This is a genomic window from Bacillus sp. EKM206B (assembly GCF_011066015.1).
GTDB classification, from domain to species: domain Bacteria; phylum Bacillota; class Bacilli; order Bacillales; family Bacillaceae; genus Bacillus; species Bacillus velezensis.
Genome location: NZ_JAAMNL010000002.1, coordinates 206,647 through 222,064, shown reverse-complemented (window position 1 = coordinate 222,064; position 15,418 = coordinate 206,647). Strand labels below are relative to the sequence as shown.

General features: G+C 46.7%; 10 protein-coding genes. All 10 read right to left on the bottom strand.

Annotated features, from left to right (window positions below):
- Nucleotides 1-3 precede the first annotated feature (3 nt).
- The 10 genes from spoIIGA to mraY all read right to left on the bottom strand — a co-directional run bounded on the left by spoIIGA (nt 4) and on the right by mraY (nt 15,318).
- Nucleotides 4-933 carry a sigma-E processing peptidase SpoIIGA gene (gene spoIIGA, locus G9F50_RS04225; protein ID WP_025284698.1) on the bottom strand — a complete coding sequence of 310 codons (930 nt, stop codon included), beginning with the start codon at nt 931-933 and terminating at the stop codon, nt 4-6.
- A gap of 216 nt (nt 934-1,149) precedes the next feature.
- The gene (locus G9F50_RS04220) at nt 1,150-5,445 is read right to left on the bottom strand and encodes a S8 family peptidase (protein WP_060561718.1); all 4,296 of its coding nucleotides are present in this window, start codon (nt 5,443-5,445) and stop codon (nt 1,150-1,152) included.
- A gap of 274 nt (nt 5,446-5,719) precedes the next feature.
- Nucleotides 5,720-6,868 (bottom strand): cell division protein FtsZ, encoded by a 1,149-nt coding sequence (gene ftsZ, locus G9F50_RS04215; protein ID WP_003154424.1) that lies wholly within the window; start codon nt 6,866-6,868, stop codon nt 5,720-5,722.
- A 35-nt stretch (nt 6,869-6,903) separates the two neighbouring features.
- Nucleotides 6,904-8,217 (bottom strand): cell division protein FtsA, encoded by a 1,314-nt coding sequence (gene ftsA / locus G9F50_RS04210; RefSeq protein WP_003154425.1) that lies wholly within the window; start codon nt 8,215-8,217, stop codon nt 6,904-6,906.
- A gap of 549 nt (nt 8,218-8,766) precedes the next feature.
- The gene (locus G9F50_RS04205) at nt 8,767-9,555 is read right to left on the bottom strand and encodes a cell division protein FtsQ/DivIB (protein ID WP_060561719.1); all 789 of its coding nucleotides are present in this window, start codon (nt 9,553-9,555) and stop codon (nt 8,767-8,769) included.
- Between the two features lie 128 nt (nt 9,556-9,683).
- A complete protein-coding gene (gene murB / locus G9F50_RS04200; RefSeq protein WP_060561720.1) occupies nt 9,684-10,595 on the bottom strand; it encodes a UDP-N-acetylmuramate dehydrogenase in 912 nt (303 codons plus the stop codon).
- A gap of 25 nt (nt 10,596-10,620) precedes the next feature.
- Complete coding sequence (gene murG, locus G9F50_RS04195; RefSeq protein WP_060561721.1) at nt 10,621-11,712, bottom strand: undecaprenyldiphospho-muramoylpentapeptide beta-N-acetylglucosaminyltransferase; 1,092 nt, start codon at nt 11,710-11,712, stop codon at nt 10,621-10,623.
- Between the two features lie 116 nt (nt 11,713-11,828).
- On the bottom strand, nt 11,829-12,929 hold the full coding sequence (gene spoVE / locus G9F50_RS04190) for a stage V sporulation protein E (protein ID WP_003154430.1): 1,101 nt from the start codon (nt 12,927-12,929) through the stop codon (nt 11,829-11,831).
- Between the two features lie 58 nt (nt 12,930-12,987).
- The gene (gene murD / locus G9F50_RS04185; RefSeq protein ID WP_015239817.1) at nt 12,988-14,343 is read right to left on the bottom strand and encodes a UDP-N-acetylmuramoyl-L-alanine--D-glutamate ligase; all 1,356 of its coding nucleotides are present in this window, start codon (nt 14,341-14,343) and stop codon (nt 12,988-12,990) included.
- Nucleotides 14,344-15,318, bottom strand: coding sequence for a phospho-N-acetylmuramoyl-pentapeptide-transferase (gene mraY / locus G9F50_RS04180; protein WP_007409707.1), 975 nt, complete (start codon nt 15,316-15,318; stop codon nt 14,344-14,346).
- Nucleotides 15,319-15,418: the final 100 nt, after the last annotated feature.

Below are 15,418 nucleotides of genomic sequence, written 5' to 3'. Positions count from 1 at the left end.
TCGTCAGGAAACATGTTTTACAGCCTTCCCTGTCAGCATCTTCGGATGAACGATTCCGTCAAATTCACCGTCCGCGGATAATGGTTTCGTGCTGATGCCGATCAGGCATTTTTCACAAGCGATCATTTCGTCTTTTGTTAAAATCGTGACGTAATCCGGCTTTAAACAGAGTAAAAATTGATTGTCCTGGCCGACGCCCCTGTACGGAATCAGCCTCAGCTTATCCGCATGGCGGAACGAATCATCAAGCTGCTCTATCACTTCAAGCGGACTGGCGGATTTGATGAGGGCCGTTTCCTTTTCGCTGAGAATCGGAGCGAATTTGTCAATGTGAAGGATCATGACCGGCGTTTTCGTCAGCGGATCATACAGCTGATTCCCGGAATCCACCAATCCTTTCGCGCGGATTGTCTGTCCGCTGAATTCCGCCTGCACCATGACAAGTTCATCGTACTGAATGGACTTCGTCTCGATGTCTTCAATTCTCTTTTTCGAAAAAAACCATATGGCCGGAAATCCGATAACTACAAACATCCAGCTGATCGGGTCGCCGAATCCGGTCTGGCTTGTGACCATTACGCCTTGCTGCACAATTGATTCTGTCTGCAGCAGGGAATGTACGCCGATCATTCCCCCGCCGACGAGAAAAGTCGCGAAATAAAAGGCGAACAAATTTTGAAAAAAGTATCGGAACCGTTTAAAGCCAAAAGCCGCAAGCACGATGACTACTGAAAACGCCATTTTTCCCGCCGGATGCTCCACAAAGGGAGAAACAGGCGTAAACATCAGAAGCACAATGGCTGACCCGATGAAACCGCCGGCGGCCACTCTTCTTTTTTTTACCTGGCGTTTTAAAATAAAGGCGGTCAATAAAAGCAAAAGAGAATCAAAACAAAAGTTCAACAGCCAAATGACATCCAGATAGATTTTCACATCTGACCCCTTTCCTCTTTTGTCTTACTTATCTGTTTCTCTCTCTTGTTTCATAAGTATAAAGCAAGCTCTGTGGGAAAGTCTGTCAATTAATGTTGAGGGTAAAGTACAATTTTTAAGGGATAACCGTTTTATTTGTCGAGGGCCGAAAGGGTTGATTTCCTATTGTCCGCTTCAACTAAAAAAGCGCTGCCGTGATCTGGCAGCGCTCTGTTTTTACTCATTGATATAAAGTTTTCCTTTAGCCGTCTGTCTCGTTTCATTTCCGTAGTCATCTCTTGCGATAACGTCAATTTTTGCTCCGCTTGCTTTGATGGAAGAGGTCGCCGTCCAGTAACCCTCATATCGTCCCGGAGAAATTTCTCTCAGCGGAAGCTCTGTTGCGTTTTGGCTCCCTGCCCGGGCGTTTGTCAGAGGCAGACGGATAACGAAGGAAGCGTCTAATTTCTTTCCGCTTGAAAAAGCGATTTTCACTGATTCTCCGGCTTTTAATTCCTTATCCGCTCCGGGAACCAATCCGGAAATGACGGGAGCATTGTAATTGACATCGATCACCGTCTTTTTCGTTGTTTTGTTACCCGCTTCATCTGAGGCCGTGACCTTGATCTCATTGCTGCCGTTTTCCAGAAGGGTTCTCGCTTGATAAGAACCGTTATTTACCTCAGCTTTTTTTCCGTTCACCTTTACCCATTTTAAATGGGCGTCGTGCACTTTTCCTTTTACGGTCACTGCTTCTTTATTTGTTTTATCACCGTTTGCCGGACTGTCAATCGTCACATCCGGCTTATCCTCATCCAGTATGACCGTGACAGGGCGTGACTCATCGGTTGACCCGCTGTCTGTCACAGATGCCGCCGTCAGCCGATTGGCATCTTCAGTGAGTGTGACGCCGGCCTGGAAATTGCCGTCTGCATCTGCTTTCGTTTCTGCGGCGGTTTTACCGTTATTGGTAAGACGGACAGCGGTTTTTGGTGAAGCTGTTCCTTTCACCGTGATTGACTTCTTGTTTGTAAATGACCGGTCTTCAGGCGACATTATGTCAGGCACAGAAGCTTCGTAGTCGACCAAAGCCCTGATCATAAAGTTTCCGTCTGATTTATCGGCTTTTGACCAGCGGCCGTCAAGGTATTGCCAGTTTCTGTTCGAGTACGGACTGCCGTCATCAGATGACAGGGCAGGTGTATAAGGATCGGGTTTCGTCTGGCGGAACACAAGATAAAAATCCTTTCCGACCGCGATTCCTTTTGAGCTGAGATCCACTTTGGTCCATTCGCCGTTTCGAAGCGCTTCAGCTTGGAACGGGCCGGCAATTTTGCTGCCCGGAGCTCCATCAGGGCCAGATGCATCATATACTTCTGCTTGAAATTCGGTACCGCCCGGATCAGGCCAGTCGGCGCCCCAAAATTTAAAAAGGCCTCCTGTCAGCATACCGTGTTCTTTTCCGTCTTTAAGCGTCATCTTAACGGCAGATTTGCTGCCGGCTTTAAAATATGACAGCGCGGCTTCTTCCGTTCCGTTATCATAGGCAATTTCCCCTTCATAACCAATATACGGCTTAAGCTTGACGTTTTTTTCAGCATCTCCTTTGATGTCAACGGAAAATTCGCTATTGTAAAAGCCTTTTGCCGCTACTTTGATTGTGTAGGAGCCTTCGTACGCCTTAAGCGAATATTCCCCTTTATCGTTTGTCACCGCCGGTTCAATTGCGGCATCCTCAGCCACATAAAGCGCAGCCCCTTTTACCGGTTCGCCTGTTGACTGATTGGTGATGGTTCCTTTTAGCGTGCCGGACGGCATTTGCTCCAGTGTAAAGTCTGCCTGTGCGGTTTTGTCTGATTGAATAGAAACTTGTTTCGAAGCGGACTTAAATCCGTAAGCCTCGGCTTTCAGCGTATAGCTTCCCGCCTTATGCGACAGGCTGTAGCTTCCGCTTGCAGGGTCGGAATATACGGATTTCCCCGTCTCGGCGACACTGATTTGCGCTCTGAGAGGGAGGAGGTTTGTTTCACGTTTTACTCTTTTTCCGGGTGATTTCACTGCCGGTTTAGCCTGTTTCGGACTGACGGCTTTTTTCTTCAGGTGGCCGGGAGGTGTTTGCCTATTGTGTTTACTTTTTTTAGCCGCCTTGCCGAGAGGGCTGCTTGAAAGCCGGACATCATCGATATACCATCCGTCTTCATTGAGTACTTCGTCTGACTGCATATTAAACATGAGCTTTATGTTTTGGCCTTTATACGCAGATAAATCTGCCTCTTCATCGTTCCATCCTGCGGAGTCACCATTGTAAACGGCCGCCTGCTCCCAATTTGATTTTCCTTCCGGAAGAACGAACACATACCCGTAATCAAAAAATTCTTCGAGCTTGTGCCAGCTTTTAAATTGCAAAAACAGCCGTCCTGTTTCCGGAACTTGAATCGGAGGCATCACCAAATTCATGTTGGCTGAATCGGCATAAGGGCCGGACAGATTCGTCGCATACACTTTATCTCCGGAAAATGCGGTGCCGGGCCCTGAACCCGGGATACCCCATTCCCATTGGTCATGTGTCCCGTAACTGGACCAGCCCGCCGGCTGTGATTCAAAATCCTCTTTGTATCCCGCCGTAATGCTCGGTTTCACGTCAGCCCGGTACGTATCAGATTCTACAGAATGACCTCCGAAATCTTTTATGGTCCATTTATAACTTACCTTGCTTCCCGTTACATCCGGAATTTCCGCCTGGTATGTTCCCTTTTTTTCATCACCGCTTTTTTGAACGGCGGCTGTCGTTTTCCACTCTCCTTCATCAAACTGATAGGAAAGGCTGACTTCAGTTACGCTTACATCGTCTTCTGCTGTAACCGTCAACGGAAGGTTTGCCCCTTTGTAAGCCGCTGAGACCGGTTCATGGTGAAAGCTGGGCGGATTGTGATCTTCGCCCGCAGAAGAGACCTTGCCTTCTACGCTTCCGATTCCGTCCGTTACGGCAGAAACGGCATCAAAAGCGTTAACGAGACCGTGGCCGTAACCGTTATTCGGTGATTCCGGAAAAACGGAATCTGTCAGCTTTTCGGCGGTGCGCGTCAAAACGTCTTCCATTTCATCGACCGTAATAGAGGCGTTCGCCTGCCTTAACAAAGCCGCTGTCGCCGCCACATGCGGCCCGGCCATTGAAGTTCCGTCCCAGCCGCCTTCGTATGTTCCTCCAGGAATCGAAGAACGGATATTCACTCCCGGAGCCGAAATGTCCGGTTTTGTTTCATGATACGGTGAGGGGCCTTGAAGTGAGAAATCAGCGAGTTTCTTGTCGATGTCAGTCGCACCTGTCGCAAATGCTTCAGGATAATTGGCCGGGTTTGCGATTGAACCCGGTCCTCCCGGTGTAAATAAGTCTTCATTTCCCGCAGAGAATTCCGGAAAAATCCCTGCCGCTCTCCACGCATTCACCATATCGCGGTACCACTCGTCCATTCCCGAACCGCCTGCCCAGGAATTATTGACAACATCCGGCGCCATCTCGGGATGGGGCGTGCCGTTTTTATCTTTAGGCGCGAGCACCCATTCACCGGCATCCAAAATATCGGCATCAGTTCCTCCGTCATCTGAAAATGCTTTTACTGCGATCCATTTCGCCCCCGGAGCCACACCGATTTGATTTGAGCCGTCAGGTTCTGAACCCGTCATGGTCCCTGTTACATGAGTGCCGTGTTCAAGGTCATCGTAGGGAGCGTCTTTATGGGACACGGCATCATACCAGTTCATTTCATGATTCGGCGCTGCGGGATTTTCAGGATCGTAACCCCGGTATTTTTCTTTAAGCGCCGGATGATCCCACTGAACTCCCGTATCAATGGAGGCGACAACCGTGCCGGTTCCGTCGTATCCTGAGGCCCAGGCCTGCGGCGCACCAATTTGGCTGATATTCCATTCGATGCCTTCCTTTGCTTTGATCTCTTTTTGTTTTTTCTTCATTTGAAAAGGAGCTTTTGATTGTCGTTGAGTAAGCTGACGTTTTTCATTCGGAAGAACTTTTTCTACTTCAGGAAATGAGGCGGCTTTTTCCATTACCTCTTTCGAAGCAGTGACTGCCATTCCGTTGACAATATAATAGGAATGGATGTGATCAGCCTTGCCTTTCTTTTTTTGTTTTTCCAAATATGTTTTCAGATTCTGCTGCGCATCATGAGCCGCCAGTTTTAAAGAAGAAACGACGGCTGACCGCTTTTGATATTCGGTTTTTGCTGCGGAAAGCGATTGAGACTTGGCGTTTTTTTCTGCTTCTTTGACCGCTTTTTTCGTATTGGCTTTCTCTTTAAATTTGATAAGAAACGTGACTTTATCATTTTTTTCAAAACGCTTCTTGACTGAATCGGAAATCTTATGCTGAATGCTCTTAGAGGAAGAAAGATCTTTGGTGAAAGAAACTGCCCCCGGTGTGCTGTTCGCTCCGGCTGCACCCGGAAACAACAGGGAACTGACGACAATCGCGCTTAAAACGGAGCCTGTCCATCTGTTTCTCGTTTTTTTCTTCAATCGTATCCCCCCTTATTTGGTAACGCCCTATAAAATGTGTATCCCTCCTTCATAATTGGAATCGTTTGTCATTTTCGATGCTGTACGTTAAATGTAGACAATCTTCCATCCAGATATTGTCACATTCTGTAGAAAGCCGTATGAAACTAAAAAACAATCAATTCGTCATAGGTATAAAGTTGCTTTTTTCGCTGTATAGATCATGGGGATAGGAAGGAAGACTGTACACAAAAAAGAAAAAGGACAAAACCATGTGGTCTTGTCCTTTTTTACATCAGCCGCGTTTGTTGCGGTTTCTTAAAAATGTAGGAATGTCGAGGGCATCATCCGCCGGCTGTGATGTATGGCGGTTCACCGTGTTTTGATGCTGTGTTTCTTCTCGTTTCGGCTCACGTTTCGCAGCGTTTTGGCTTTGAGACTTCAATCCTTGGTTTAAAGTCGGACGCTGCGGTTTTGAGTCATCTTTTTCCTGTTCGATAAAACCGGTCGCAATAACGGTGACGACGATTTCATCTTTCAGATTTTCATTGATAACTGAACCGAAAATCATGTTGACATCAGGGTCAGATGCAGAAGCGACGATGTCGGCTGCTTCCTGCACTTCGTAGAGGCTCAGGTTTGTACCTCCCGTAATGTTCATCAAAACACCTTGCGCTCCGTCGATTGCCGCTTCCAGTAACGGACTGGAGATCGCCTTTTTGGCGGCTTCAGCAGCACGGCTTTCGCCCGTAGCGATCCCGATACCCATCAATGCTGAACCTTTGTTGGACATGATGGTTTTGACATCGGCAAAGTCCAAGTTGATTAAACCAGGCGTCGCGATGAGGTCAGAGATACCTTGCACCCCTTGGCGAAGCACGTTATCAGCTTCACGGAATGCTTCAAGCATCGGTGTGTTTTTATCGACAATTTCAAGAATGCGGTCATTCGGAATAACGATCAGTGTGTCAACGGCTTCTTTCATTGCCGTGATACCGCCTGCAGCCTGCAGCTGGCGTTTTCTTCCTTCAAATGTAAACGGTCTTGTTACGACACCGACAGTCAAAGCGCCTAAGTCCTTTGCGATTTGCGCGATAACCGGTGCGGCTCCCGTTCCGGTACCGCCTCCCATTCCGGCTGTAACGAACACCATGTCAGCGCCTTTTAGCGCTTCTTCGATTTGTTCCTTACTTTCTTCAGCGGCTTTTTTGCCGACTTCCGGATTCGCTCCCGCTCCGAGACCGCGGGTCAGCTTTTCCCCGATCTGCATTTTCACTTCCGCTTTTGACAGGTTAAGAGCTTGCGCGTCCGTGTTTACCGCAATGTACTCTACACCCTGCACTTCATTTTCAATCATTCGGTTGACCGCGTTATTACCGCCGCCTCCTACTCCGATTACTTTAATTGATGCTAAGCCGTCTATGTTTGTTTCGAAATCCAACATGCTAAATCCTCCTAATCTGCCGAATGACTATCAATCTATTCCCAAAACATGCTTAATAGTTTTTTCATTTTGCTCGGTTTGTTGTGTTCGGCTTGTGTTTTTTGTTTTGCTTTTGGACGCTGCTGCGCCTCTGGCCGCTGATGATGTTCTTCTTCGTGAGAGACCGCGATTTCCTGCACGGCTTCTTCCGGCATATGAAAGCCTATTTTTCTTCCCTGAATTCTGGCATTTCGGCAGGCAAATTGTATCAAGCCGACACCCGTCATATACTGAGGGTCTCTTACACCGATATAATTCGGGCTTGCGACCCTTACATTGTGCCTCAGCACTTCCTGTGCCAATGAAAGCACTCCGGGCATTGCGGCCTGTCCGCCGGTCAGCACAAAGCCGCCGGGCAGATCTGTAATTCCCATATGCTCAATTTCGGCTGCGGCAATCTCAAGAATCTCTTCCACTCTTGCTTCAATAATATTGGCAATTTCCTGCTGTGTAAAAGATTGCTTTTGATTCGTTCCTATGACGGTGACTTCAAATACTTCATCTTCTGAAGCCTCATCGTAGAATGCATGTCCGAATTGTTTTTTTACTCTTTCAGCCTCTTCGGTGGAAGTGCGCAATCCGATCGATACATCTTTCGTGATGTTTTCGCCTCCGAGCGGAATGACGGCTGTCTCCTTCAGGTGCCCCTGTTCAAATACCGCCACCGTCGTCGAGCCGCCGCCGATATCAATCATGGCGACTCCGAGGTTTTTTTCGTCTTTTGACAAAGCCGCCGAACCGGCCGCAAGCGGCTGCAGGCAGATATCAGTAATTTCAACGCCCGCTCTCTCCACACAGCGAAGTAAATTATGTAAGATCGTTTTGGAGCCGGTAATCAGCGTGCCTTCTACTTCCAGGCGCACGCCGAGCATTTTTTTCGGATCGGTAATTTCGTCTCTTCCGTCAACAATAAACTGTTTCGGAACGACGTCTACGATCAGCTGCTCATGCGGAACTGACACGACCTGTGCCGCTTCCATTACCCTGCGGACGTCTTCAACGTGAATTTCTTTGTTTTCACTGGAAACAGCGACAACGCCGTTCGTATCTTGAATATGAATATAATTTCCATTAACGCCGACAATGGCTTTTTTCAGCGGAAAACCTACCATTCTTTCAGCTTGGTCAAACGCTTTTCTTATAGAATGAACGGTTTCATCTATATCAACGATTGAGCCTTTTTTCAACCCTTCAGACGGTACATTTCCCACTCCGATAATGTTAAGGGAATCATCTGTCATTTCTCCGACGATCACTTTTGTATTGGACGTACCGATGTCAAGACTGACGTAAAGTTCATTGTTGTTCATTCTATGGCACCTCCTCACATTTCGATCAAATTCTATTCTATTATTTGCGGAACAACAATACAATGAATGTGGCTTTACAAGTGTGTAACAAAAACAACAGCATCAACAAATTCTTATCTGATTTCTCACAATTTATGTTTAATGAAACTATTCGTTATATTCTATGTATATCCTCTTTTATATCGTATTTTTTTTATTTTTTTTAGAGACGGCCCACCTTACCGTAAGATTTCCTGTCACGGTGCCATACTGTGCAAACCAGATGCAAATATACCCGCTTTCCATTAGTCTACACTAAGATGAACCTCCAGAAAAGCTATAGATATTGCCAGAAACATCCGAAAAAAGAAGAAACAGGAGGAAAATTCCAAATGCAATGCTCATTGCAGAAGACACGCCCATTGCATTGAGAATTTTCCGCTTGTCCGGCAGCCATATCCCGGGCAAAAACAAACATAGTCATAATGATTCCGCTATCGGTTATATCGGCTGCCCCGCTGATTGTAATAGATTCTTTTGAACCACCTTGAAATTAGTTCTTTAGAACTATTAATCATTTTCTTTTTTCTTGCCGGATTTACCTTTGTTAAATTCTTCAAAATACGTAGCGACTTCTAAGTGGATAATCCCCTTTTTCCCGCCGTCCAGCTGGGAAACGATAGAAGGATAGGTCTTCATCCGGCCGGCAAACGTTTTAATAGAAGCGGTAACTACATACCCGTCGTTCATATACAGCTTGATCCGATCCTGATCCATTTTTACCGGTGTATAATAGATTTCAGAAATCGACTGCTTTAGCGAACCGGAAAGCTTATCAAGCTGCTCCGCCATTTTGACCCGCTTTTTCGCGTTTGTCCAGTCAACCAAAATCGGGCCCGCGTCATCCGGCGTGACTTCGTTCGGCAGCACAGAGCCGTTTTCGAGCACTTCATAATATACATCATGTCGCTGCAGATACGCGATCGTCTTGTATTCTTCAATGTGAATGCTGACTTTGTTAGGAAATACTTTTGAAAGTTCCGCCTTTTTCACCAGCTTATTCTGCTCAATCTTTTCTTCTGTTTTTTTCTTGTTCAGACTCCAGAACTCGGTTTGTCCGTTATGTATATCAGAAAGCGCGTTGATCTCTTTTACAGACACGTTTTCGTTTCCGGAAACGGTGACAGAAGACACTTTGCTGATCGGCATCTGCAAGTACACGATGATCAGCACCATCATAAAAAAGAGCACAATGAATGAAATCAGCCGGCGGTTTGCTTTTTGCTTCCGCTGCTCTTTGATTTTCGGAATCCGCTCTTCAATATTTACAATTTTTTCTCTTTCATGATTTGGGTTCACTGCCTGTCCACCTCACTAAGAATGAAACAGCTTGACATTCGTCTGATTGAAAAACAAACGGCATGCTGTGATGCCGTTTGACATTTGTTAAAAGTATATCACATGAGCTCATGTAATCAGAGAACCTTTTAACGATTCCCTCCGATGATTTCAACTTCTGTATGCATGTCAACATCATACTGCTCACGGATTGTCTTTTTCACATATTCAATCAGGTCGAGAACGTCCTTGGCAGTCGCTCCGCCGGCATTGACGATAAAATTCCCGTGCATTTCGGACACTTTTGCTCCGCCGATCTGATGTCCTTTTAATCCCGCTTTTTCAACGAGGTTTCCGGCATGATCCGGCAGCGGATTTCTGAATATGCTTCCGGCGCATGGGCTTGAATACGGCTGAGTGTTTTTTCTGTAATCTTTGTTCTGCTGCATTTGCGACGTAATGGCTTCCCGTTCCTTTTGCTCAAGCTGAAGAACTGCCTCGAGACAGACGCCGGGGCGTTTTTTCTGCAAAACAGACGTTCTGTAGCTGAAATCCATCTCTTCGTTTGTCAGCCATTCGATTGTGCCGTCTTCAAATAAGATACGGGCTTTCACAAGAATCTCACTCATATCAGATCCGTGCGCCCCGGCATTCATATAGACGGCTCCGCCGATTGATCCGGGAATGCCCGCTGCAAATTCAAGACCGGACATTCCTTTTTTACTCATGGAAGTCGCAAGCCGGACGACCGAATAGCCGCCTCCGACCGTCACCTGATCACCGTCAATCTCCAAATGATCCAGACCCGCTCCCAGCTTGATGACAACTCCTCTTATGCCTTCATCAAGCACGAGCAGATTTGAACCGCGGCCGATAACCGTCCATGGCAGATCATGTTTCTTCACAATATCCATAATATCTTTGACTGCTTCCACACGGTTGGGGATGATTAAAATGTCCGCCGGACCGCCGATTTTCATCGTTGTATGGTTCGCGAGCGGTTCTTGTTCCAGCACTTTGCCGACTTCGCGGTCTCTTAATTCCTGAATTACGTTCTCCATCATAAACCTCCGCATTCCATTTGCTCTATTTTTTTATGTCTTCCATGATACTGTACAGTCTGGCTGCCGCATCCGGAACACCGAGTGATTTTGTCCGCTCACTCATGTCTTTTAAGGTTTCTTCATTCAAGACGATTTTGTCCAGCGCAGCGATCAGTTTTTCTCCGCTGAGCTCGGTTTCCTTCAGTACAATTGCAGCGTCATGCTGGCTGAGCGCCTTCGCATTGACTTCCTGGTGATTGGCTGTCACATACGGGCTCGGAATAAGCACGCTCGGAATGCCGAGAGCGGTGATTTCCGCAATCGTCGTCGCTCCGGCTCTGGCCACAATGACATCAATTGATTGTAAGTACTCCGGCATTTGGTGCAAAAACGGTTTTGTCACCATATTATCAGCGGCTTTTCCGCCTTTCAGCTCAGCCGTTACCTTCTCGTAATGTACTTCCCCGGTAATATAAAGCACTTGGTAAGGTCTCGTTTTCAATTCTTCCTGCATATCTATAACGGCACGGTTAATGGGAGCCGCGCCTCTGCTTCCGCCGAAAATGAGCACCGTTTTTTGATTGTCTTTCAGCCCGAACTCAGTTAATGAGCGGCCTGTCTTAATTGAGACGACTTCAGAGGCTCTCGGGTTTCCCGTAAACACAACTTTTTCAGCAGGAAAATGCGATTTTGCCTCTTCAAAGCAAATTGCCACCTTATTAACATATTTCGAGAGAAACTTATTTGTGATGCCGGGCAGGCTGTTTTGCTCATGAATGATCGTCGGAATTCCCATTTTTGCCGCCGCGTATACGACCGGACCGCATACATAGCCGCCTGTACCGATAACGGCATCCGGTTTAAACTCTTTTAAATATGATTTGCTTTTCTTCACGCCTTTTAAGAAACGCATGACGGTTTTTACATTTTCAAAAGAAAGTTTTCGTTTGAAACCTGTAATTTCAATGGCGCGGAACGGGATATTTTCCCGTTCAACAATTTTTTTCTCAAGACCGTTCTCTGTTCCGATATACAAAAATTCCACATCCGGATGCCGGCGCTGAACTTCTTTAATAAAGGCCAGGGCCGGATAAATATGTCCTCCGGTTCCGCCTCCGCTTACTGCAATACGCATTCGTATGTCCCCCTTAATCACATAGCGATAACCCTGTTTTTTAGGACAGGGTTATTGATGTTGTCTGTTTTTTTATAGATAACGAATAAATCATGAGTGATGAGGCAAGATACAGATCAATACCTCGAGTACCGGCTGACATTTAAAAGTACGCCGACCGCTGCGAGCATCAGCGTCAGTGATGAGCCTCCGTAGCTTAAAAACGGCAGCGTAATTCCTGTTACCGGGATCAGCCCCGTCACAACGCCGATATTAATCATGACTTGAATAGCTATCATAGAAATAATACCGATGGCGACAAAGCTTCCGTATAAATCCGGCGCGCCGAGGGCAATTCTGACGCCCCGCCATAATAAAATACTGAACAGCAGCAATATGAGCGAACCGCCGATAAAGCCGAGTTCCTCAGATAAAATAGCAAAAATGAAATCGGTTTGCGGCTCCGGCAGGTAAAAAAACTTTTGCCGGCTTTGACCGAGCCCCATCCCGAACAGACCGCCCGGACCTACGGCATAGAGCGACTGAATGATCTGAAATCCGCTTCCAAGCGGATCCTCCCACGGGTTTAAGTAAGAGGTAATCCGTTTAATCCGATAAGGAGCGGACAGAACTAGTGCCGCAAATCCGCTTAAACCGATGAGTCCGAGGAACGCAAAATGAGCGATTCGCGCACCGGAAACAAAAATCATCACGATGCACGTGCCCACCATTACCGTCCCCGTTCCCAGGTCTGGCTGGCACATAATAATAATAAATGCAGAAAACACGATTCCGAGCGCGGGAACGAATCCGCGTCTGAATGACGTAATATTCTTCTGTTTTTCAGAAAGAAATTTAGCCAGAAACGCAATCATCGCGAGTTTCATAAACTCCGAAGGCTGAATGCTGAACGCTCCCACTCCGATCCAGCTTCTTGAACCGTTCCGCACCATTCCGACTCCCGGAATCAGCACAAGCACAAGCAGAAAAAAACAAATGATCAGAAGCAGCTTCGACCATGTGCGCCATGTCCAATAATCCACATTCATAATGAAAAACATGGCAATGACGCCGATCCCCGCAAACAGCAGCTGCCGTTTCGCGAAGAAAAACGAGTCGTCAAATTTATAATCCGCCCATACCGCACTTGCACTGTAGACCATAATTAATCCTATTGTTAAAAGCAATAACGTAATGATAACTAATAACAAATCAGGCGCTGTTTTTTTAGTAGTCAAAGCAATCGACACCCCAAGCATAAGTCATTTAGGGCTGCCGATGAACAGAGACAAGCCCTTACTTAAGCATATGCACGGCATCTATAAACATGTCACCGCGTTCTTCAAATGTTTTGAACTGATCCCAGCTTGCACACGCGGGTGACAAGAGGATGACGTCTCCTTCATTTGAGAGCGCAAACGCCGCAGATACTGCTTGTTCAACATTATCGACACGTTTGACATGTTGTATTCCCAGCTCATTGCCCAGTTTTTCTATCTTCGGCGCTGTCTGTCCGAACGTCAGGACCGCTTTGACATTGTCCATATACGGTTTCAGGTCGTCAAAACCGTTGCCGCGGTCCAGTCCGCCTGCAAGCAGAATAACCGGTGCTTTGAACGCCGAGAGCGCTTTGCTTGTGGCCAAAATATTCGTCGCTTTGCTGTCATTATAAAATCTACGATTCTGGATCGCAGTTACATACTGCAGACGGTGTTTGACACCGGTAAAGCTTGTCAGCACCTTCTGAATCGCTTTATTAGACGCGCCCGCCGTTTTTGCCGCGGCTACAGCGGCTAAAATATTTTCTAAATTGTGCGCGCCCGGCAGTACGATGTCATCAACAGGCAGAATCGCTTCATCGCCGAACATCAGCATTCCGTCTTTAATGAATGCGCCGCTTGACAGTTCCTGGTGAACTGAAAACGGAACGGTGCCGGCTTTTCCGCTTTCGGCAAGCCGCACGACTGTTTCATCGCTCTGATTCACGATGGCCGTATCACTCTCAAGCTGATGAAGATACACGTTCTGCTTGGCTTTTTCATAGTTTTCACGGCTGTGATGGTAATCCAAATGAGCGTCGAACACATTTAAAATCAGGCCGATTTCAGGTCTGAACGCATGAGTCCCCATCAGCTGGAACGAAGAAAGCTCTGTGACGATCCATTCATCACCGTCAGCATGATAAGCCACTTCACTGGCGACAGTGCCGATATTCCCTGCGATCAGCGTCTTTATCGAATCAGCTTTCAGCATTTCATAAATTAGGGTCGTCGTTGTTGTTTTCCCGTTTGAACCTGTAATGCCGATGAATTTTGCATTGGTGATATAATACGCAAGCTCGATTTCCGTCCAGACCGGGATGCCTCTTCTTTGCGCTTCCTCCACCATGATATTTTCATACGGGATTCCGGGATTTTTGATCAGAATGGTGATGTGATGCTGATCAAAAAGTGACGTCGGATGCTCACCGCAGATGACTTCAATTCCTCTTTCTGCAAGCCTTTGGGCAGGTTCGTTCTCTTCAAAGGCTTTTTGATCATTCACGACGACGTTAATGCCTTTTTCATGAAGAATCGACGCAGCCGCATATCCGCTTTTCGCCAGTCCGAGGACCAGAAAGTTTTGTTTTTGCAAAAAAAGTTCGTTTTCCACTTATAACCACACCTCGATGTAAATTCCTAAAACGGCAAGCAGCAGTCCCGCAGTCCAGAATGTGACGACAACTCTCCATTCAGACCATCCGACCAATTCGTAATGGTGGTGAAGCGGACTCATCTTAAAGATTCGTTTTCCTGTCGTTTTAAAGCTGATGACTTGTAAGATAACAGATAAGGTCTCAATAACAAATACTCCGCCGATAATGACGAGCAGAATTTCAAGCTTCGTCAGAATGGCAACGGTCACGATCGCTCCTCCGAGCGCAAGCGAACCGGTATCCCCCATAAATACCTTGGCGGGATGGGCGTTGAATACAAGAAAACCGAGAACGGCGCCGACAACGGCAACCGAGAAAATCGCAACGTCATATTGTGACTGGTTCCACGCAAGGATGGCGAAAGCGCCGAATGCGATAGCCGCGGTACCGGACAAGAGACCGTCCAGACCGTCTGTCAGGTTGACGGCATTTGAACCTCCGACAAGCATAAAGAGAACGAGGATAAAGTATCCCCAGCCGAGATCGATTGACAGATGTGTGCCTGGCACCCTGATGCCGGTTGAAAAATGGCAATAATGATATACTCCGTAAAATACAATGGCAATAATGATCTGGCCGATCAATTTCTGCTTCGACGTCAATCCGAGATTCCGTTTCATTACTACTTTAATATAGTCATCCAGAAAGCCGAGCAGGCCGTATCCGATCGTGACAAACAGCAGAAGAAACATTTCCGCGCTCAGATGCGAAAATTTCTGCGTCATGACAATCGCCGTAATGGCGATGGATACAATAATCATGACCCCGCCCATCGTCGGCGTCCCTGATTTTTTCATATGTGATTTCGGCCCCTCTTCCCTGATACTTTGGCCGAATTTTAAACGTCTTAAAAACGGGATAAGAATCGGAGATATCAGAACACTGATTAAAAATCCCATTATTATTGTAAATAAAATCACTTGCTCAAGCATTGCTCTTTTCTCCTCCCGTTTCGTTCAAACGACATACGTATTTATCATATTCACATTGTGTCCCCGTAATTCTTTTCATTTCCCTCATTCTAACACTCTT

Coding starts and splice junctions, on each gene's coding strand:
- ftsZ (WP_003154424.1), bottom strand. CDS start 6,868: ATGTTGGATTTCGAAACAAACATAGACGGCTTAGCATCAATTAAAGTA.
- ftsA (WP_003154425.1), bottom strand. CDS start 8,217: ATGAACAACAATGAACTTTACGTCAGTCTTGACATCGGTACGTCCAAT.
- murB (WP_060561720.1), bottom strand. CDS start 10,595: ATGGAGAACGTAATTCAGGAATTAAGAGACCGCGAAGTCGGCAAAGTG.
- murG (WP_060561721.1), bottom strand. CDS start 11,712: ATGCGTATTGCAGTAAGCGGAGGCGGAACCGGAGGACATATTTATCCG.
- mraY (WP_007409707.1), bottom strand. CDS start 15,318: ATGCTTGAGCAAGTGATTTTATTTACAATAATAATGGGATTTTTAATC.